Source organism: Vibrio sp. 1F263 (assembly GCF_041439035.1).
GTDB classification, from domain to species: Bacteria; Pseudomonadota; Gammaproteobacteria; order Enterobacterales; family Vibrionaceae; genus Vibrio; species Vibrio tasmaniensis_A.
This window is the reverse complement of sequence record NZ_JBGONI010000007.1, coordinates 1-20,443: the sequence shown is the minus strand read 5'-3', so window position 1 is coordinate 20,443 and position 20,443 is coordinate 1. Positions and strand designations below refer to the sequence as shown.

Genomic DNA, 20,443 nt, shown 5'->3' with positions numbered 1-20,443 from the left:
TAACTGATGGTTTAAAAAATGGCCAAGTACTTTCATCGTATTTATCTTACTTATCTTATTGTTTTTAATCGTTACTTTATCTTTCAATCTTCATTTTTAATCGCTCTGTTTCATACTGCATTCTGATAAAGATCGATTAGAGCCTTAATTCTATCTGGAATTTGTTATTTGATAACTTTATAATCCACAGCCAATCGATTACGCAACCGTTTACTTTTTACCCTTATAGGATTCGATAATGTTCGAAAAGCTATTCAAACTCAGTGAAAATGGCACCAATGTGCGCACTGAAATCATCGCAGGTCTAACAACCTTCCTAACAATGGCTTACATCATTTTTGTAAACCCAATGATTCTAGCTGATGCTGGTATGGACCATGGCGCTGTATTTGTAGCAACCTGTTTAGCAGCTGCTATTGGCTGTTTCATCATGGGCTTTGTTGCTAACTACCCAATTGCTCAAGCTCCAGGCATGGGTTTGAATGCATTCTTTACCTACGCTGTTGTAATGGGGATGGGTTATACGTGGCAAGTTGCTCTGGCAGCGGTTTTCGTATCGGGCGTGATCTTCATCTTCTTAAGCATCTTTAAGATCCGTGAATGGATTATCAACTCGATCCCAATGTCTCTGCGTGTTGGTATCTCTGCAGGTATCGGTCTTTTCCTAGCGTTTATTGCTCTTAGCAATGCAGGCATCGTTGTTTCTAACCCAGCAACGAAAGTTTCACTGGGCGACATTACCGCGATTGCTCCTATCCTAGGTGCGCTTGGTTTCTTCCTTACGATTGCTCTTGTTCACCGTGGTGTAAAAGGTGCAGTGATGATTGCTATTCTAGCTATCACAGCTGTTGGTATTGCTATTGGTGACGTTCAATACGGCGGCATCATGTCGACACCACCAAGTCTTGCACCGACATTCATGCAGCTTGATTTCTCTGCTGTATTTGAAATAGGTATGATTTCAGTAGTATTCGCTTTCTTGTTCGTCGATTTATTCGATACAGCGGGCACTCTGGTTGGTGTTGCAACGAAAGCAAACCTAATCAAAGAAGACGGCAAATTGCCGCGCTTAAACAAAGCACTGCTTGCTGACTCTACAGCAACATCTATTGGTGCATTGTTAGGTACATCAAACACAACCTCTTACGTTGAGAGTGTTGCGGGTGTAGCAGAGGGCGGTCGTACTGGTCTAACAGCGGTTGTTGTTGGTATCTTGTTCCTACTGGCTCTTTTCTTCTCACCGCTTGCAGGTATGATTCCAGCCTACGCAACATCAGGTGCATTGTTCTATGTAGCAATTTTGATGATGTCTGGCCTAGTTGGTATTGATTGGCGTGATCTTACGGAAGCAGCCCCAGTCGTGGTAACATGTCTGCTTATGCCGTTGACATACTCTATCGCTGAGGGTATCTCACTAGGCTTCATCGCTTACGCTGCAATTAAGCTGCTAAGTGGTAAAGGTCGCGACGTTTCACCTGCTGTGTGGGTAATGTCGGCTATCTTTATTCTTAAATATACTTTCGCTTAATCGTCTAGATTTCTGCTTAATCGCTGAAGAGGCTATGTTTGAAGTAGCCTCTAATAACATGACAAAATTATTAGGTTTTATACTATGAGCAACAAATTCGTTATCACTTGGGACAACATGCAGACTTACTGTCGTCAACTTGCTGAAAAGCAAATGCCAGCAGAGCAGTGGAAAGGCATCTGGGCAGTGAGCCGTGGTGGTTTGGTTCCTGGTGCAATCTTGGCTCGTGAGCTAGGTATTCGTCACGTAGATACGATTTGTATTTCTAGCTACGACCACGATCACCAACGTGATATGACAGTCGTTAAAGCACCTGAAGGTGACGGCGAAGGCTTCCTAATCGTTGAAGACTTGGTTGATAGTGGTGACACTGCACGTAAGCTTCGCGAAATGTACCCGAAAGCGAAACTGATCGCTGTGTGTGCAAAGCCATCTGGTGCTGACTTGTTAGACGAGTACATCGTTGATATTGCTCAAGACACATGGATTGAGCAACCTTGGGATACTAGCCTAAGCTACGTTGAGCCGGTAAATCGCAAGTCAAAATAAGCGTAAACTTAGTTTTTTGAGAAATGACCCTTTATAGGGTCATTTTTTTTTATATGATTAGTAACAACCATTTCTTATTAAGTATCCCAATGTCTGAATCAGAAGAAACGAGCTCAAACCTTTCGGAAACCTTGTTTGTAAAGCACAAGCAGGCTAAAGAGACCTCAATGCTGACACAATACATGCCAAGCTCTGAAGCGCTATTGGATGAGAAGCGTGAACAGCAAAACTCATCATGGTACCGAAACCTAAGACGTCTTCAGTGGGTATGGCAAGGCGTTAACCCCATTGAGCAAGAAGCGGTATTGGCTCGCATCGCGTCATCAGATAACTCTCGTACAACCGATGAGTGGCTTGATACGGTCATGGGTTACCGAAGTGGTAACTGGGCATATGAATGGACCAAACTGGGTATGCAGCATCAAAATCGCTCGAACGAGAAGAAGGGTGAAGAGATGGCTGAAGAGCTGTTTTCAGCATCGTTGTGCTTCAGCATTGCGGGTTACCCACATCTCAAGAACGACAATTTGGCGGCTCAAGCTCAAGTGTTGGCCAACGCAGCTTATTCTGAAGCAATTAAGCATACGAAGTTGATCGTCAAACAGATTGATATTCCATACCAAAACAAGAAGATCAAAGCGAACTTGCATCTAACCAAAACAGACAAACCACAACCGGTTGTGATTGTCAGCGCTGGTCTAGATAGCTTGCAAACCGATATGTGGCGTTTGTTTAGGGATTACTTAGCACCAAAGAACATTGCAATGCTAACGGTAGACATGCCATCGATAGGGCACAGTGCACATTGGCCGTTAACAGAAGACTCATCTTGTCTTCATCAAGCTGTCTTGAATGAACTGCCTAACATCCCATGGGTCGATCACCATAAAGTCGGCTTGTTTGGCTTCCGCTTTGGTGGCAATGCGATGGTGAGATTATCTTTCCTTGAGCAACATAAGATTAAAGCGTGTATCTCTTTAGGCGCACCAATTCACGATATCTTTGTTCATGCCGACAAATTGAAACAGATGCCTAAAATGCATTTAGATGTGTTGGCTTCGCGTCTTGGTAAAGGGGCCGTTGATATCAATAGTCTTTCTGGGCAATTGATGGCGTGGTCACTCAAGGTGCAAGGTTTGCTGTCAAACAGTAAAACCAGTGTGCCTATCTTGGCATTAGCGTTAGAGGGCGACCCAGTATCACCTCCAATGGATAATCAACTGGTTGCTATTTACAGTGATTACGGTAAAGCGAAGAAAATCAAAGCTAAATCAATTACACAAGGTTATGAGCAATCCCTCGAATTGGCGATAAAGTGGCTTGAGGATGAATTATTTAGATGACATTTCTCCTAAATTAGTTAAGCATGAAAAGTGTACAAAGTAAGTACCTGATACTCAGAGGTAATTTATAAAATCCAATTGCGTAGTTTCTACGTATAACATTCTGAGTAACGTCATTCTTAACATTGAAATGGAGATTCAATATGTCAGAAGTGACACAACAACCTACGCATTATCGCTTGTTAAATGTTTTAAAGGCTATAGGCCCTTACTTAAGGGAGCCGCAATCAGAAGAAGGCCACTATATTTTTGATTGCTTGTCTGTGTGTGTGAACGATAAAAAATCGCCAGAAGAACGTGAGTTTTGGGGCTGGTGGTTGGAGTTGGATAAGTCGGAAGAAGGATTTTCGGCGAAGTACAACACGGGTAAATACAACATCGATGGTAACTGGGATCCTTTGCCATTACCTAAAAAGGCGATCGCTGAGGTCTCTCGAACTCAAGAAGCCTTTCACCAAAAGCTGGTTGATGAACTTCAAAAGAAATTTGAAATCGGCGTTCAGTTAGACGAAGAGTCTGTCGAATTCGTCTGATTTTAAAGGTTACTCTTCTATATAAAGCAAAAAGGTGCGATTTCGCACCTTTTCTGCTTGTGAATTCCCCTTTTGATTGCTAAAACATCACCTCTTATTTGTTTTATCCATAAAAGACTTCATGACAACAAATCATCAAAGCGGGACAACAACACAGCGTAAAACTGTCGTTGTTAAACTGGGTACCAGTGTCTTAACTGGTGGAACATTGGCATTAGACCGCGCTCATATGGTTGAGCTGGTTCGTCAATGTGCTGAATTAAAAAAACAAGGCCACTCTGTGGTTATGGTTTCGTCTGGCGCAATTGCAGCCGGACGTGAGCACCTTGGTTACCCCGCACTTCCCAACTCTATGGCAAGCAAACAATTGCTTGCGGCAGTTGGGCAAAGTCAGTTGATTCAAGTTTGGGAGTCTTTGTTTGCTATCTATGGCCTTAAGATTGGCCAGATGCTACTGACTCGTGCTGATCTCGATGATCGCGAGCGTTTTCTTAATGCACGTGACACGATCAATGCGCTTGTTGAGCACGACATTATTCCGGTAGTAAACGAAAACGACGCAGTAGCCACCAACGAAATTAAAGTGGGCGACAATGATAACTTGTCGGCCTTAGTGGGTATTTTGTGCGGTGCTGATAAGCTTTTGCTATTAACGGACCAAAAAGGCCTGTTTACGGCTGACCCTCGTAAAGACCCAAATGCTGAGCTCATCAAAGAAGTAAAAACCATTGATGACACACTGCGTAAGATCGCAGGCGGCAGTGGTACTACGTTAGGTACCGGCGGCATGGCGACAAAACTGCAGGCAGCTGATATTGCTCGTCGTGCGGGTATTGAAGTGATCATTGCAGCAGGCAGTGCTGAAAATGTGGTGTTTGACTCATTGAGTGATAACCCACAAGGCACGCGTTTCTTGCCTTTAGCGGAAGCGCTTGAAAACCGTAAACGCTGGATTTTAGCAGGCCCAGCTTCAGCTGGTGACATCGTGGTCGATGATGGCGCAGTCAATGCCGTTAACACCAAAGGCAGCAGCTTGTTGGCAAAAGGGGTTGTTCGAGTTAAAGGCGAATTCTCTCGTGGTGAAGTCACCCAAGTCACAGACAGCAAAGGCAAAGTAATTGCGCGTGGTATCGCCAGTTATTCAAGCCAAGACCTAGCAAAAATTGCAGGCAAGCACAGTAAAGATATTGGCGATATTCTTGGATACGATTACGGGTCGGAAGTCATTCACCGTGACGACCTGGTTGTAATCCAAGAATAGCTCGTGATGAGAAGGCGAATCACCTTTTTGTATCCAAAGACAGACAGAATTTAGGGAGAGTTAAACGTGGATTTAACTAACATGGGTATTGCAGCAAAAGACGCTGCTTTCCACCTAGCGACCGCATCTACGGCGCAAAAGAATAAAGCATTGGCGATCATCGCTGATGAGCTAGAAGCAAACGCAGCAACGATTTTAGAAGCAAACGCGAAAGATATCGAACTTGGCCGTGAAGCGGGTCTGACTGATGCACTGCTTGATCGTCTATTGCTGAACGAAGAACGCTTAACCGGTATCGCTAACGATGTGCGTAACGTGATTAGCCTGAATGACCCAGTTGGCAGCGAAATTGACAGTAAGGTACTTGAAAACGGTATGTCACTCTCTCGCCGCCGCGTACCACTTGGCGTGGTGGGTGTTATCTACGAAGCGCGTCCAAACGTAACTATCGATATTGCAGCACTGTGTCTCAAAACTGGTAACGCAAGCATCCTACGTGGCGGCAAAGAGACATTCTTCTCAAACATGGAGCTGGTTAAAGTAATCCAGTCTGCATTAGAAAAAGCGGAACTTCCTGCGGCTTCTGTTCAGTATATCGAGAAACCCGATCGTGAGCTTGTCTCTCAACTGCTTAAACTGGATGACTACGTGGATATGATCATTCCTCGTGGTGGTGCTGGTCTGCACAAGATGTGTAAAGAGAACAGTACTATTCCAGTTATCATCGGTGGTTTCGGTATCAGCCATATCTTTGTTGATGAGAGCGCTGATCTTGATAAGTCTGTTGATGTGGTTGAAAACTCGAAAGTTCAACGTCCATCAGCGTGTAATTCATTGGATACGCTGCTAGTGCATGAAGCGGTTGCTGAGGCTTTCCTTGCTAAGCTAACACAGCGTTTAGCAGGCAAAGTAACCTTGGTTGCTGACGCGAGTGCTAAATTATTGCTTACTGGTTTTGAAGACCAACGTGATGCGGTTGAAGGCGACTTTGACACAGAATGGCTAAGCTACACGCTAGGCGTGAAAGTGGTTGCTGACGTTGCAGAAGCGATTGACCACATGCGCGTACACAACGCGAGTCACTCAGATGCGATCATGACTAACAGTCTAGAGAGCTCAGAACGCTTTATTAATTCAGTCGGTTCAGCTGCAGTCTATGTGAATGCATCAACACGTTTTACTGATGGCGCACAGTTTGGTTTGGGTGCAGAAGTTGCTGTGTCTACTCAAAAGCTGCATGCTCGCGGCCCAATGGGCTTAGAAGAGCTGACAAGCTACAAGTGGGTAGGTAAAGCGAACTATTTAGTTCGCGGTTAACGCTGGTCGTTAATTTTACTCCTCAGCTCATTTTTGAAATGGCGCTCGAGTAGCAATAATCAATGAATTACCACACAAAAGGGCCTTAATTGGCCCTTTTTCTTTCCTAACGTTTGGCAATTCCGTTACACTGATATTCAATTATTTGGAGGTGATATGCATTGTCCTTTTTGTTCAGAGAACGACACTAAAGTAATCGATTCAAGACTGGTAGCCGATGGCCATCAGGTTCGTCGTCGCCGTCAATGCCTTGCATGTAGTGAACGTTTTACGACTTTCGAATCGGCAGAACTTGTGATGCCTAAAGTCATAAAGTCGAATGGAAACCGCGAACCATTTAATGAAGATAAAATGGTCGGTGGTGTGCAGCGCGCCCTAGAAAAACGCCCAGTGAGTGCTGATGCGATTGAACTTGCGATCAGCACGATTAAGTCACAACTCCGTGCGACTGGTGAGCGTGAAGTACCAAGCGAGATGATTGGTAACCTTGTGATGGGCCAATTGAAAGAATTGGACAAAGTGGCGTACATTCGTTTTGCCTCTGTTTACCGCAGCTTTGAAGACATCCGAGAGTTTGGCGAAGAAATCGCTAAATTAGAGGACTAACCCCTCAATCATGTCTAATTTTACTCCCCTAGATTTTCAAATGATGTCGCGTGCTATTCAGTTAGCCAAACGCGGCATTTACACTACTGCGCCAAACCCTAATGTGGGTTGTGTCATCGTGCAAACCGATGGCCAGATCGTTGGCGAAGGTTTCCATGCCAAAGCTGGCGAAGCTCATGCCGAAGTACACGCTATAAGAATGGCGGGTGATAAGGCAAAAGGTGCGATCGCTTATGTCACACTTGAACCTTGTTCTCATTACGGTAGAACGCCGCCTTGTGCTGAAGGTTTGATTAAGGCTCAAGTTTCAAAAGTGATTTGTGCCATGCAGGACCCAAACCCTAAAGTCGCAGGCCGTGGTATCAAGATGCTACGCGACGCAGGTATTGAGGTTGAAATCGGCTTGTTAGAGCAAGATGCTCTCGATTTAAATCCTGCATTTATTAAGCGTATGCAAACGGGCATGCCATTTGTTCAGTTAAAGATGGCCGCTAGCCTTGATGGACAAACGGCATTGGAAAATGGTCAAAGCCAATGGATCACATCGCCAGAAGCGCGTCGTGATGTTCAGAACTTTCGAGCAAAATCAGGCGCGGTGCTATCAACCAGCCAAACGGTGATTGAAGACAACGCGTCGCTGAATGTTCGTTGGGCAGAGTTGCCAAGCAGTACCAAAACAAATTACGTTGAAGACGAGTTGCGTCAGCCAATTCGCGTAATTCTTGATCGCCAAAATCAACTGTATCCTGAGCTCAAGTTATTCCAAACTCCAACATCGGTATTGAGAGTCGCTGAAACCTCTGCTGATATTGAAGTCGAAACCACAGATGCAGGTCAGCTCGATTTACACGATCTAATGCGTCAATTGCCAGCGAACCATATTGATCATATTTGGGTCGAAGCGGGCGCTACCTTGGCAAAAAGCTTGATTGAAGCGCAGCTAGTGGATGAGCTAATCCTTTATTTAGCACCTAAACTAATGGGCAGTGACGGACGAGGTTTGATGGGCGCATTAGGACTCACTTCAATGTCTGATGTGATTGACCTAGAAATTAAAGATGTTCGACAGGTTGGTGTGGATATTCGCATCGTCGCGAAACCTATTATCGCGAAACAAATAATAACGAAACCATAGTGGAAATAGTTCTGCTAACCAAATACATGTCGTTGACAACAAAAAGAGTTTTAAAATGTTTACAGGAATTGTAGAAGCCGTAGGTACATTGAGTGCAATCACTCCCCGCGGAGAAGACATCACCGTAACGGTTAATGTTGGTAATCTTGATATGGCTGACGTTAAGTTAGGCGACAGTATCGCGACCAATGGTGTTTGTTTGACGGTTGTTGAGTATAACGATCACAGCTACAGTGCAGACCTTTCGCTTGAGACCCTGAAAAAAACGGGTTTTGTCGATTACCAAGCTGGCGACAAGGTAAACCTTGAGAAAGCAATGTTACCAACCACGCGTTTCGGTGGACACATCGTGTCTGGTCACGTTGATGGCGTGGGTGAGATTGTTGAACGTAATCAAGTTGGTCGTGCGATTGAGTTCTGGGTAGAAATGCCAGCAGAAATCTCAAAATACGTGGCTCAAAAAGGTTCAGTAACGGTCGATGGTATCAGCCTGACTGTGAACGATTTACGCAAGAACGCATTCAAGCTGACTATCGTTCCTCACACTTCTTCAGAAACCACCATCGACCAATTCAATGTCGGTCGTAAAGTGAATCTAGAAGTTGATGTATTAGCGCGTTACATGGAGCGTTTACTGCAAGGTCAGCAGCAAGAGTCTGAGCCTGAATCTCGATTAACGATGGAATTCTTACAGCAGAATGGTTTTGCCTAACCGTTGATACAAAGTGCGTTAAGCGAGACTTTGTAAAGCGAAGCAATATCATCAGGTTTAAATAGTGTCGGTTCTAGGAAGCAGAACCATTTCAAAGGATATAGAACAATGCCAATTAGTACTCCTCAAGAAATTATTGAAGACATTCGCCTAGGAAAAATGGTTATCCTGATGGATGATGAAGATCGCGAAAATGAAGGCGATCTGATCATGGCAGCAGAACATGTGACGCCAGAAGCGATTAACTTCATGGCGATGTATGGCCGTGGCTTAATCTGTCTGACGCTAACCAAAGAGCGTTCAAGCCGTATGGGTCTAGCCCCTATGGTTCAAGACAACAATGCACAGTACACCACGAACTTTACGGTTTCGATTGAAGCGGCTGAGGGTGTAACGACGGGTATCTCTGCATCAGACCGTGCAGTGACAGTTCAAGCGGCAGTGGCGAAAGATGCGAAAGCGGCTGATCTTGTTCAACCTGGTCATATTTTCCCACTGACAGCGCAAGAAGGTGGTGTTCTAACGCGCGCAGGCCACACAGAAGCAGGCTGTGATTTAGCACGTCTAGCAGGCTGTGAGCCAGCTTCGGTTATCGTTGAAATCCTAAATGACGACGGCACCATGGCACGTCGCCCTGATCTTGAAGTCTTCGCTGAAAAACACGATATCAAATTAGGCACCATTGCTGACTTGATTGAATACCGCAACAACACAGAAACGACGATTGAACGTGTAGCACAATGTCATTTGCCAACAGAGTTTGGTGACTTTGAGCTTGTGACTTACCGTGACACGATTGATAACCAGATCCACTACGCGATGCAAAAAGGTGACCTGTCTGTGGGCGCTCCTTTAGTGCGTGTTCACCTGCATGACACGTTTACCGATCTACTTCACTCAGACCGTGGTACAGAGCGTAGCTGGTCACTAGATAAAGCGATGAAGCGCATTGGCGATGAAGGCGGTGTGTTGGTTATTCTGGGTAACGAAGAGTCGTCTGATTCTTTGATTCACAAAGTGAAGACATTCGAAGCTCAAGATAAGAACGAGCAGCCAACCATGGCTAAAAAGCAGGGTACTTCTCGTCGTGTTGGTGTGGGTTCTCAGATTCTACAAGACCTTGGTGTTCATGATATGCGTCTGCTTTCTTCAAGCACCAAGCGTTACCACGCATTAGGTGGCTTTGGTCTTAACGTTGTTGAGTATGTTTGCGAGTAAGTCGATATATCTCTGCTTATAGCAACATAATTTACCGATGATTCCAGTGGCTCTTTTGGTGATTCGTTTTGCCAAAAGAGCAAAGTAGTTAAGCCCGATTCAAAACGTGTTAAATACACGAGCTTGACTACTGGTTGCTCCTATATGGTTGAGAGCCGTGCTGCGTTATCATCTTTACATCTCCGGTGTCTGTTCTTCTAAATTAGCATTAGATATTGCTCACAGTTTTGTGCTAGAATCCGGCGATTCTCACTTGATGAAAATAGTTAAAGGAAGGCTTATGAAAGTGATCGAGGGTGGCTTCCCAGCGCCAAATGCAAAAATTGCTATCGTTATTGCTCGTTTCAACAGTTTTATTAACGAAAGTTTACTTTCTGGTGCAATCGATACTTTAAAGCGTCATGGACAAGTAAGCGAAGACAACATCACTGTTGTTCGTTGCCCTGGTGCAGTAGAACTTCCACTTGTAGCGCAACGCGTTGCAAAAACGGGTAAGTTCGATGCGATTGTATCTCTTGGTACAGTAATCCGTGGCGGTACACCTCACTTTGACTATGTTTGTAGTGAATGTAATAAAGGTTTGGCACAAGTGTCTCTGGAATTTTCTCTTCCAGTAGCGTTTGGTGTTCTTACTGTTGATACGATCGATCAAGCTATTGAACGCGCAGGAACCAAGGCTGGTAATAAGGGTGCAGAAGCCGCACTTAGCGCACTTGAGATGATCAACGTTCTTTCTGAAATCGATTCCTAATGGGGGCCAGTGTGAAACCAGCCGCACGTCGTAACGCACGTCAATTTGCTCTACAAGCAATTTATTCTTGGCAAATTACTAAAGAAAATATTGCTACCGTTGAAGAACAGTTCTTATCTGGTGGTAAGTATGATGAAGAAGAGCATCATGCCGCAGAACCTGCTCTAGCTATGCCAGAAACAGACGTTGCATACTTCCGCGACCTACTAACTGGTGTTGCTCTTAGCCACATGGAACTTGATAGCAAGCTTCGTCCATTCGTATCTCGCCCTATGCAAGATCTGGATTTGATGGAACTAGCGCTTCTACGTTTAGCTATGTACGAGATGACTCGTCGCGAAGATGTACCATACAAAGTGGTTATCAACGAAGCTATCGAGCTTGCGAAAGTATTCGCAGCAGAAGACAGCCATAAGTTTGTTAACGGTGTGCTTGATAAAGCTGCACCGCACGTTCGTAAGAAATAAGACGTTCGTATATTGAATCTAAAGGTCAGCTTTTATGCTGGCCTTTTTTGTAACTAAATTTCTGTAATATTAATAATTACGGTGATTTGTATGAAGACTAAAGATAGGGCATGTGATGTCTGGCGAATTTAACCTGATTGAAAAATATTTTGTAAATCGACAACCACAACGTAAAGACGTACATCTGGCAGCGGGCGATGACTGTGCTTTGGTCAAAGCGCCGGGCAATGTTGAGATAGCGATTAGCACGGATACTTTAGTCGCGGGCACGCACTTTTTAGCAGAGGCAAACCCAGCTTGGGTGGCACATAAGGCTTTGGCTTCGAACATTAGCGATCTTGCGGCGATGGGTGCGACGCCTGCCTGGGTTTCATTTGCGTTAACCATGCCAGAAGTCGATGAAGAATGGCTTGCTCCCTTCTGTGATTCTTTTTTCAAACTTGCAGACTATTTTGGTATTCAACTTATTGGTGGTGACACGACCAAAGGGCCGCTGAGTTTAACGCTTACCGTGCAGGGCTTTGTGCCAGAAGGCCGAGCACTGCGTAGAGATGGCGCGAAAGTGGGGGACTGGATTTACGTAACGGGTAACTTAGGTGACAGTAAAGCTGGGCTAGAGGTTATATTAGACCCAGAACAGAACAAAGCTAAGCCTTATGCACTTGAGCTAGAAGAGAGGCACTACATCAGCTCTCCACGAGTATTGGCGGGTCAGGCGCTCGTGAACCTAGCTTCATCGGCTATTGATATCTCTGATGGCGTTATTGCCGATTTAAAACACATCCTTAAGCGTTCTCAGGTCGGTGCAAGCATTGATGTGAGTGCGTTACCAATCTCTGCTGAATTACTTCAATTCTCTTCTGATACCGCTTCTGCACAGCAGTATGCGCTTACCAGTGGTGAAGAGTACGAACTCTGCTTTACCGTGCCGGAAGAGAATAAAGGTTCATTGGAAAGTGCTTTGTCGCACACAGGTACAAAAGTCACCTGCATTGGCCAGATAAGACCTGTAGAATATTTTGAATTACACAATAATGGTGAACCACTAAGCTGGAACTTAACTGGTTACGATCACTTTAAGGTTAATTGATGACAAATCCACTTTCTCTTATTTCTCTTAAAAATCCTTGGCACTTATTGGCTACGGGTTTTGGCAGTGGCTTATCGCCGATTATTCCAGGCACAATGGGCACGCTTGCGTCGATTCCATTTTATCTATTGCTGGTTCAGTTACCTTTTCCTGCTTATGTCGCAGTAGTGGTTGTTAGTTGTATTATCGGTATCAAGATCTGCCAGGTGACATCTGATGATATGGGTGTACACGACCATGGCTCTATCGTATGGGATGAATTTGCGGGCTTTTGGATCACCATGGGTCTAGTGCCTTTATTGAATATCCCTACGGATGACTGGAAATGGTTATTCACTGGTTTTGTCCTATTTCGCTTTTTCGATATGGTGAAGCCTTGGCCTATTGGCTGGCTAGATAAACGAGTACACGGCGGCTTAGGTATCATGATTGATGATATTGTGGCAGGTATTATGGCGGCTGTTGCCTTGTACGCAGTGGCACATTTCGCGGGCTGGTTAGTTTAGTTTAAGTTAGCTGAAGGATTAAGATTTAGTTGCAAGCACATTAAGCTAAGTCTCGGATACTAAAAAGGTTGACCCTAGGGCCAACCTTTTTTGCTTTTATTGCTTACGAGCTTACGAGCTTACGAGCTTACGAGCTTACGAGCTTACGAGCTTACGTGTTAAGGCTATTTAGCAAGGTAATCAGAGATAGACTTCTCTATGCCTTTAGCATCTAAGCCAAGCTCTTCATGCAGTTCGCCTTGAGTACCTTGAGCAATAAACTTGTCTGGTAGACCAAGGTTCAATACTGGCATCAGTAGCTTTTCTTTCATCAAGAATTCAATCACACCCGCGCCGGCACCACCTGCAATCGCGTTTTCTTCGATTGTAACCAATACATCGTGGTCAGCAGCAAGTTGTTTGATCAGAGCTTCATCGAGTGGCTTCACAAAGCGCATATCAGCCACTGTCGCATCAATAGCGTCAGCCGTTTGAAGTGCACTCTCAAGGAAAGTACCAAAGCTCAGGATAGCGACTTTCGAGCCATCTTTTGCTTTTTCGCTTTCGCGAACGATACGACCTTTACCAATTTCTAGCGCAGTAAATTCACTTTGAATCTCAGTTCCCATACCATTACCACGAGGGTAACGAACGGCACTTGGACCTGTGTGCTGGTGGCCAGTGTATAGCATTTGGCGACATTCGTTTTCGTCGCTTGGCGCCATGATCACCATGTTTGGAATGCAGCGCATAAAGCTTAAGTCGAACGCACCTTGGTGTGTCTGACCATCAGCGCCGACAAGACCTGCACGGTCAATCGCGAACATAACGGGTAGATCCATGATAGCTACATCGTGGATCAGTTGATCGTAGCCACGTTGTAAGAACGTCGAGTAGATAGCCACAATTGGCTTATCACCCGCAATCGCCATACCAGTTGCTAGTGTCACTGCGTGTTGCTCAGCAATCGCTACATCGAAGTACTGTTCTGGGTATTCTTTCGAAAAACGTACCATGCCAGAACCTTCGCGCATTGCTGGCGTGATCGCCATTAGCTTAGGATCTTGCGCGGCCATATCACACAGGAAGTCGCCAAAAATCTTAGAGAAAGTTGGTTTAGAGCTGGTGCTCTTAGGCAGACTTGAGTGTGCAGGATCGAATTTAGGTACGCCGTGATAACCAATTGGATCTTTCTCAGCAGGCTCGTAGCCTTTGCCTTTCTTGGTCATGATATGCAGGAACTGAGGGCCTTTAAGGTCTCTCATGTTCTTCAGCGTTTTAATCAGCTCATTCACATCGTGACCGTCAACCGGACCAATGTAGTTAAAGCCTAACTCTTCAAACATGGTGCCAGGGACAACCATGCCTTTTAGATGTTCTTCTGTACGACGAACGAGCTCTTTAATCGGCGGAACGCCCGATAGTACTTTCTTGCCACCCTCACGAATTGACGTGTAAAGACTGCCAGAAAGAACTTGAGCTAGATGGTTGTTCAGAGCACCGACGTTTTCAGAGATCGACATCTCGTTATCGTTCAGGATAACCAGCATGTCATTATGAATATCGCCCGCGTGGTTCATCGCTTCGAAGGCCATACCTGCGGTGATCGCACCATCGCCAATCACACTGACGACTTTACGATTCTTGCCTTCTTTCTTCGCACTGATCGCCATACCGAGTCCGGCACTGATCGATGTTGAAGAGTGACCAACAGAAAGCGTGTCGTACTCGCTCTCTTGACGCCATGGGAATGGGTGCAGTCCATCTTTTTGACGGATAGTCGATAAGCGGTCACGGCGACCCGTTAGAATTTTGTGCGGGTAGGCTTGGTGGCCAACATCCCAAACCAACTGGTCGAAAGGCGTGTTGTACACATAGTGCAGAGCAACGGTTAGCTCTACTGTCCCTAAGCCTGATGCTAAGTGACCACTTGACTGGCTCACTGAGTTAAGAAGATAGGTACGTAATTCATCACAAAGCTGTGTAAGCGTCTCTTTTGGAAGTAGACGCAAATCCTCTGGCTTATCAGCCAAAGCAAGAGTTGGGTACTTTGATATATCAAGAGTCATAGGTAATGCGCGCTTATTGTCTTAGTTCTTGCGCTCGATGACGTATCGGGCGAACTCTTCGAGTAACTGGGTATTGTATGGGATTGCAGCCAAAGCTTGAAGCGCTTCCTGTAGCAGAGTTTGCGCTTTTTCTTGAGCGCCCTCTAAACCTAACAAAGAAGGGTAGGTGCTTTTGTTCAAATCTTGGTCAGAGCCCTGTGGTTTACCCAAAGTTTCGGTATCGCTAATGATATCTAAAATATCATCCTGAACTTGGAAGGCTAACCCGATTGCATCGGCGTACTTATCTAATTGAGGCATCACTTCAAACGCTTTTTCGCCAGCAGCAAGAGCACCTAAACGAATCGCACTCTTCATTAGAGCGCCAGTCTTGTTACGGTGAACTTCTTCTAACTCTTCTAGCGTGACAGAGCGGTTTTCAGCTTCAATATCAAGTGCTTGTCCAATACACATACCTTGTGCACCAGACGCTTCTGCTAGGCGTTGAATCATTCGAACGCGATTGCTTTCCCCGTCAGCACTTAATGTGCCTTCCGCAAGTATAGTAAACGCGAGAGTTTGTAGGGCATCGCCAGTTAAAATTGCCGTTGCTTCATCGTATTTGATGTGACAAGTCTGATGGCCACGACGCAATTCGTCGTCGTCCATTGCTGGAAGGTCGTCGTGAATCAGAGAATAGGCATGAATACATTCGATTGCTGAAGCTGGAGTGTCGAGTTCTTCCGCAGTGCAACCGAGCATTTCCCCTGTAATGTAGACAAGAAACGGACGTGCGCGTTTGCCGCCTAAAAGTAACCCATAACGCATCGCGTTAATGAGATTCTGATTTTGGTGTGGCAGGCGATCAAGCCAAAGGTTAAGTTGCTCGTTATTACGTGCTTGATAAGACAATAACGTCTCGATCATAGGGGATCTCATACAATTTGTTATTCAGGTTGTGGGTTAAAGTCACTCAGTTCTGCATTTTCATCATTTTGCAGCAGGATGCTAACACGCTGTTCAGCGTCGTTTAGTTTACTTTGACCAGCACGAGCGAGGGAGATGCCTCGTTCGAACTTTTTCAGCGCATCATCTAAAGCTAGATCACCATTTTCTAGTTGATCAACCAAGCCATCAAGCTCTTCGATAGCCGCTTCAAAGCTCATATTTTCAGGTTTCTTAGTAGCCATAATAAATCTGCGTTTGGAAAGATGAACGAACGTTACCCTAGGCCGCTGAGATGGTCAAATGTAACCAAGAATTTTTGCTAGAAAGTTCGTTTTTAAGGCGCTTGAATTTACTTTGATTGAATAACCGTGGCTTTATCGAGTTTATACGCTTTGGATAAGTCCAAAGTAAGCCAATAGTTGTGATTCAAAAACGAAAAGTGTGATACTTAGACGAAGAATTAACTAAAAGATCTTATAGTCTTGCCGATAAGAATATTATCGTCGACGTAGAACTGTAAAAAAGCATGAGGAGTGCTCAGTGGATTTAGCAACCCTAATAGGTTTGATTGGTGGATTTGCCTTCGTAATTATGGCAATGATCCTAGGTGGAAGCCTCGGGATGTTCTATGACACGACATCCGTTTTGATCGTGATTGGTGGTTCAACGTTTGTTGTTCTAATGAAATTCACCATGGGACAGTTCTTTGGTGCGGCAAAAATTGCCGGTAAAGCATTTATGTTTAAAGCCGATGAGCCAGAAGATCTTATTGCTAAAGTCGTAGAGATGGCGGATGCCGCGCGTAAAGGCGGTTTCTTAGCACTTGAAGAGATGGAAATCAGCAACAGTTTCATGCAAAAGGGTATCGACCTATTGGTTGATGGCCATGATGGTGATGTAGTGCGTGCAGCACTGCAAAAAGACATCGCGTTAACCACAGAACGTCACGAACAGGGCGCTAAAGTATTTACAGCTTTTGGTGATGTTGCACCCGCAATGGGTATGATTGGTACATTGGTTGGTTTGGTTGCCATGCTTTCGAACATGGATGATCCAAAAGCGATCGGGCCGGCGATGGCGGTTGCACTTTTAACCACTCTATATGGTGCAATTCTTTCGAACATGGTGTTCTTTCCTATCGCGGACAAACTTGCTCTACGTCGTGACCAAGAGACACTGAATCGTCGTTTGGTGATGGATGGCGTACTCGCGATTCAAGATGGTCAAAACCCACGAGTTATTGACGGTTACCTGAAGAGTTACCTTAACGAAGGTAAACGTACGATTGATGGTGAAATGGCTTAAGGGGAATAAAAATGGATGAAGAAAATCCATGTAAATGTCCCCCTCCGGGTTTGCCACAATGGATGGGAACATTTGCTGACTTGATGTCATTGTTGATGTGTTTCTTTGTACTGCTCCTCTCATTCTCTGAGATGGACGTACTGAAATTTAAACAGATCGCAGGCTCAATGAAATTCGCGTTTGGTGTACAAAACCGCTTGGAAGTGAAAGACATTCCTAAAGGTACCAGCATTATTGCGCAGGAGTTTCGTCCTGGTCGCCCAGAACCGACGCCTATTGATGTAATCATGCAGCAAACCATTGATATTACGCAGCAAACTCTAGAGTTTCATGAAGGGGAATCTGAGCGTGCTGGCGGTACGATGCGTGATCAGGGCAAGATGACGGGGGGTAAATCAGCAGAGGTTTCTGCGCACAACAACCAAAATTCAGAATCAGATCAGCAGCAACAGCAAGCTCAAGAACAGTCTCAAGAGATGGAAACCTTGATGGAGAGCATCAAGAAGGCGTTGGAGCGAGAGATCGACCAAGGCGCGATTGAGGTGGAAAACCTTGGCCAACAGATTGTGATTCGAATTCGTGAAAAAGGCGCATTCCCATCAGGATCCGCTTTCCTACAGCCTAAGTTCCGACCTTTGGTTAGACAGGTTGCCGAGTTAGTGAAAGATGTTCCAGGCATTGTCCGAATCTCTGGGCATACTGATAATCAACGTCTTGATTCTGAGCTTTATCGCTCTAATTGGGACTTATCATCGCAGCGTGCGGTGTCTGTGGCTCAAGAGATGGAAAAGGTCCGTGGTTTCTCTCATCAACGCTTAAGAGTGCGTGGTATGGCTGATACTGAGCCAGTAGAGCCGAACGATACTGAATGGCAACGTAGCTTAAACCGTCGTGTTGAAATCAGTATTATGCAGGGCGAACCGCTTTACAGTGAAGAAGTCCCAGTAATCACTGAATAGTATTTACCAAGAATATGCACCCCAAAGCTCAATCTGTCGTAGATTGGGCTTTTCTTTGTGTGATACACAAAAGGGTTTGTACCAAGCTAGCAAGAGAAGAGAAGAGAAGAGAAGAGAAGAGAAGAGAAGATATGGATAAATGAGCTTGGATGAAATCGAGACGATAGTTTGTCACTAAGGTGAGTTTATTAATGGCACCAAAGCACGCACTCTTTTCCTTGTTTGATTTTCTCATGTATAATTCGCGCCCTTAGATTTAATATTGATCTATTATTGCTTCAATAACTATGTGAAATGACCTTTTACGTGGTGATGAACCTATTAAAATTGTGAACCTTATTGGCGTGAAAGTACTATGAAATTTATTGTTAAGCCCCACCCGGAAATTTTTGTAAAAAGTGAATCGGTGCGTAAGCGCTTCACAAAGATTCTAGAACGTAATATTCGTACTATTCTTCAGCGTCGTACTGAGTCTGTGGCTGTCTTCAACCGCCGTGACCATATCGAAGTGACGTCTGAGGGCGACAAATACTTTAAAGAAACACTTGAAGTATTGACGCAAACTCCGGGTATTCATCACTCCCTTGAAGTTCAGCAATCAGAATTTAAAGACCTGCACAATATCTACGAGCAAGTTCTTGAGCGTAGCGGTGCTCTTATTGAAGGTAAGACTTTCTCTGTACGTGCTAAGCGTCGTGGTAAGCATGACTTTACTTCTATCGAGCTAGAACGCTACGTAGGCGGCGGTCTAAACCAAGCGGTTGAATCAGCAAAAGTAAAACTGAAAAATCCAGATATTACCGTTAAAGTTGAAGTCGAGAACGATAAGCTAAACCAAGTTATTGAACGTCATAAAGGCCTAGGTGGTTTCCCTCTTGGTACTCAAGAAGATCTGCTTAGCTTGATCTCTGGTGGCTTTGATTCTGGTGTTTCAAGCTACTTACACATCAAACGTGGTTCTAAAGTGCATTACTGCTTCTTCAATCTTGGTGGCCCTGCTCACGAGATTGGTGTTAAGCAAGTTTCTCACTATCTATGGGATAAATACGGTTCATCTGCAAAGGTGAAGTTCATCTCTATTGATTTTGAACCTGTAGTTGCAGAGATCCTTGAGAACGTTGAAGACGGCCAAATGGGCGTTGTTCTTAAGCGTATGTTCATGCGTGCTGGTGGTATGGTTGCAGAGCGTTTCGGTATCGAAGCACTAGTAACGGGTGAAGCTCTTGGTCAGGTTTCTAGCCAAACGCTAACTAACCTGCGTCATATCGACAACGTGACGGACACTTTGATCCTTCGTCCACTTATCAACTGGGACAAAGAAGACATCATCGACCTGTCTCGTAAGATTGGTACTGAAGACTTCGCTAAAGTAATGCCTGAGTATTGTGGTGTTATCTCTAAGAAGCCAACCGTGAAAGCGAAGAAAGGCAAACTAGAAGCGGAAGAAGCTAAGTTTAACTTCGAAGTGCTGGATCAAGTGATCGAGAACGCTCGTATTATGGATATCCGTGATATCGAGAAAGAGAGCCAAGAACAGGCACCAGAAGTGGAGCAAGTTCAAGCCGTTGCTGAGCACGCTGTCGTTCTTGATATCCGTAGCCCAGACGAAGAAGATGAAAGCCCGCTAGAGATCGATGGTGTTGAAATCAAACACATCCCGTTCTTCAAGCTTTCAACTCAGTTTGGTGACCTAGACCAATCGAAAGAGTACTTATTGTACTGTGACCGTGGTGTCATGAGCCGCCTGCAAGCGCTTTACTTGCAAGAGCAAGGCTTCCACAACGTTAAGGTTTACCGCCCATAGTGGTGTGTTGACCAACCGTTAATAATTTTGCAAAGCCGCATACTGAAAAGTAAGCGGCTTTTTTATTGTCTATGATGAAGGATTGACAGTAGAAAGAGGCATGCGTTTGGACGTGCTATCGTGATGTTCTGTTTTGAACGGTTGATTTAATGTATTAAGGATGGAGTCTAAACACTTGTGAGTGGCACAAGAAGTGTGAGCGTTTTGAAGAGTTCTGTTATTTTTTAGTGCTAGTCAATGGTGCTATTTGTATGTGTTCAGTTGTTTATTTGAGTGGGTGTCTGATTCTGTGATTAGCGATGAAAAATAATAAAGATTAATTAGCACAGCGGCTCTTCTCCGCTTAGATGAGCTTGATTTCTGGGTAAAAGGTAGAGTGAGTTT

Annotated in this window: 20 protein-coding genes; 17 read left to right on the top strand and 3 right to left on the bottom strand. The window is 44.8% G+C overall.

The features are described 5' to 3' along the window. Nucleotides 1-238: 238 nt before the first annotated feature. From ACED25_RS06640 to pgpA, 14 genes are all read left to right on the top strand, one after another. Nucleotides 239-1,528, top strand: coding sequence for an NCS2 family permease (locus tag ACED25_RS06640; RefSeq protein ID WP_012604654.1), 1,290 nt, complete (start codon nt 239-241; stop codon nt 1,526-1,528). A gap of 84 nt (nt 1,529-1,612) precedes the next feature. Next, entirely contained in the window at nt 1,613-2,077 is a 465-nt protein-coding gene (gene tet(34), locus ACED25_RS06635; RefSeq protein ID WP_009847475.1) for an oxytetracycline resistance phosphoribosyltransferase domain-containing protein Tet(34), read from the top strand. An 89-nt stretch (nt 2,078-2,166) separates the two neighbouring features. After that, on the top strand, nt 2,167-3,420 hold the full coding sequence (frsA, locus tag ACED25_RS06630; RefSeq protein ID WP_122046010.1) for an esterase FrsA: 1,254 nt from the start codon (nt 2,167-2,169) through the stop codon (nt 3,418-3,420). A 143-nt stretch (nt 3,421-3,563) separates the two neighbouring features. Beyond that, a complete protein-coding gene (crl, locus tag ACED25_RS06625; RefSeq protein WP_009847473.1) occupies nt 3,564-3,953 on the top strand; it encodes a sigma factor-binding protein Crl in 390 nt (129 codons plus the stop codon). A 76-nt stretch (nt 3,954-4,029) separates the two neighbouring features. Continuing rightward, a complete protein-coding gene (proB, locus tag ACED25_RS06620; RefSeq protein ID WP_012604650.1) occupies nt 4,030-5,214 on the top strand; it encodes a glutamate 5-kinase in 1,185 nt (394 codons plus the stop codon). Between the two features lie 66 nt (nt 5,215-5,280). Beyond that, nucleotides 5,281-6,531 (top strand): glutamate-5-semialdehyde dehydrogenase, encoded by a 1,251-nt coding sequence (locus ACED25_RS06615; protein ID WP_371694909.1) that lies wholly within the window; start codon nt 5,281-5,283, stop codon nt 6,529-6,531. 156 nt (nt 6,532-6,687) lie between these two features. Next, nucleotides 6,688-7,137 carry a transcriptional regulator NrdR gene (nrdR, locus tag ACED25_RS06610; RefSeq protein WP_004734394.1) on the top strand — a complete coding sequence of 150 codons (450 nt, stop codon included), beginning with the start codon at nt 6,688-6,690 and terminating at the stop codon, nt 7,135-7,137. Nucleotides 7,138-7,147: 10 nt separating this feature from the next. Further along, complete coding sequence (gene ribD / locus ACED25_RS06605; protein ID WP_371694908.1) at nt 7,148-8,272, top strand: bifunctional diaminohydroxyphosphoribosylaminopyrimidine deaminase/5-amino-6-(5-phosphoribosylamino)uracil reductase RibD; 1,125 nt, start codon at nt 7,148-7,150, stop codon at nt 8,270-8,272. A gap of 55 nt (nt 8,273-8,327) precedes the next feature. Further along, nucleotides 8,328-8,984 carry a riboflavin synthase gene (locus tag ACED25_RS06600; protein WP_004734396.1) on the top strand — a complete coding sequence of 219 codons (657 nt, stop codon included), beginning with the start codon at nt 8,328-8,330 and terminating at the stop codon, nt 8,982-8,984. 108 nt (nt 8,985-9,092) lie between these two features. Next, the gene (gene ribBA / locus ACED25_RS06595) at nt 9,093-10,202 is read left to right on the top strand and encodes a bifunctional 3,4-dihydroxy-2-butanone-4-phosphate synthase/GTP cyclohydrolase II (protein ID WP_017099517.1); all 1,110 of its coding nucleotides are present in this window, start codon (nt 9,093-9,095) and stop codon (nt 10,200-10,202) included. A gap of 280 nt (nt 10,203-10,482) precedes the next feature. Then, entirely contained in the window at nt 10,483-10,953 is a 471-nt protein-coding gene (gene ribE, locus ACED25_RS06590) for a 6,7-dimethyl-8-ribityllumazine synthase (protein WP_004734398.1), read from the top strand. Next, nucleotides 10,953-11,420: a transcription antitermination factor NusB gene (gene nusB / locus ACED25_RS06585; RefSeq protein WP_004734399.1), complete on the top strand. Its 468-nt coding sequence runs from the start codon at nt 10,953-10,955 to the stop codon at nt 11,418-11,420. Before ribE ends, nusB begins: the two co-directional genes overlap by 1 nt. 115 nt (nt 11,421-11,535) lie before the next feature. Further along, entirely contained in the window at nt 11,536-12,510 is a 975-nt protein-coding gene (gene thiL, locus ACED25_RS06580) for a thiamine-phosphate kinase (protein WP_135384141.1), read from the top strand. Beyond that, the gene (gene pgpA, locus ACED25_RS06575) at nt 12,510-13,016 is read left to right on the top strand and encodes a phosphatidylglycerophosphatase A (protein ID WP_009847467.1); all 507 of its coding nucleotides are present in this window, start codon (nt 12,510-12,512) and stop codon (nt 13,014-13,016) included. The genes thiL and pgpA overlap by 1 nt, the downstream gene beginning before the upstream one ends. A 164-nt stretch (nt 13,017-13,180) precedes the next feature. Here pgpA and dxs read toward each other — a convergent pair whose 3' ends face one another. The 3 genes from dxs to xseB are packed head-to-tail and all read right to left on the bottom strand — an operon-like array spanning nt 13,181 to nt 16,233. After that, a complete protein-coding gene (gene dxs / locus ACED25_RS06570; RefSeq protein WP_017633413.1) occupies nt 13,181-15,064 on the bottom strand; it encodes a 1-deoxy-D-xylulose-5-phosphate synthase in 1,884 nt (627 codons plus the stop codon). Between the two features lie 21 nt (nt 15,065-15,085). Continuing rightward, nucleotides 15,086-15,970, bottom strand: a complete 885-nt coding sequence (gene ispA / locus ACED25_RS06565) for a (2E,6E)-farnesyl diphosphate synthase (protein WP_012604642.1) — start codon at nt 15,968-15,970, stop codon at nt 15,086-15,088. A gap of 20 nt (nt 15,971-15,990) precedes the next feature. Continuing rightward, nucleotides 15,991-16,233, bottom strand: coding sequence for an exodeoxyribonuclease VII small subunit (gene xseB / locus ACED25_RS06560; RefSeq protein WP_004734405.1), 243 nt, complete (start codon nt 16,231-16,233; stop codon nt 15,991-15,993). 298 nt (nt 16,234-16,531) lie between these two features. Here xseB and pomA point away from each other — a divergent pair, with 298 nt between their 5' ends. The 3 genes from pomA to thiI all read left to right on the top strand — a co-directional run bounded on the left by pomA (nt 16,532) and on the right by thiI (nt 20,059). Further along, nucleotides 16,532-17,296 carry a flagellar motor protein PomA gene (gene pomA, locus ACED25_RS06555; RefSeq protein ID WP_009847464.1) on the top strand — a complete coding sequence of 255 codons (765 nt, stop codon included), beginning with the start codon at nt 16,532-16,534 and terminating at the stop codon, nt 17,294-17,296. An 11-nt stretch (nt 17,297-17,307) separates the two neighbouring features. Next, nucleotides 17,308-18,255, top strand: coding sequence for a flagellar motor protein MotB (locus ACED25_RS06550; protein ID WP_009847463.1), 948 nt, complete (start codon nt 17,308-17,310; stop codon nt 18,253-18,255). 355 nt (nt 18,256-18,610) lie between these two features. Then, nucleotides 18,611-20,059: a tRNA uracil 4-sulfurtransferase ThiI gene (thiI, locus tag ACED25_RS06545; RefSeq protein ID WP_371694907.1), complete on the top strand. Its 1,449-nt coding sequence runs from the start codon at nt 18,611-18,613 to the stop codon at nt 20,057-20,059. Nucleotides 20,060-20,443 lie beyond the last annotated feature (384 nt).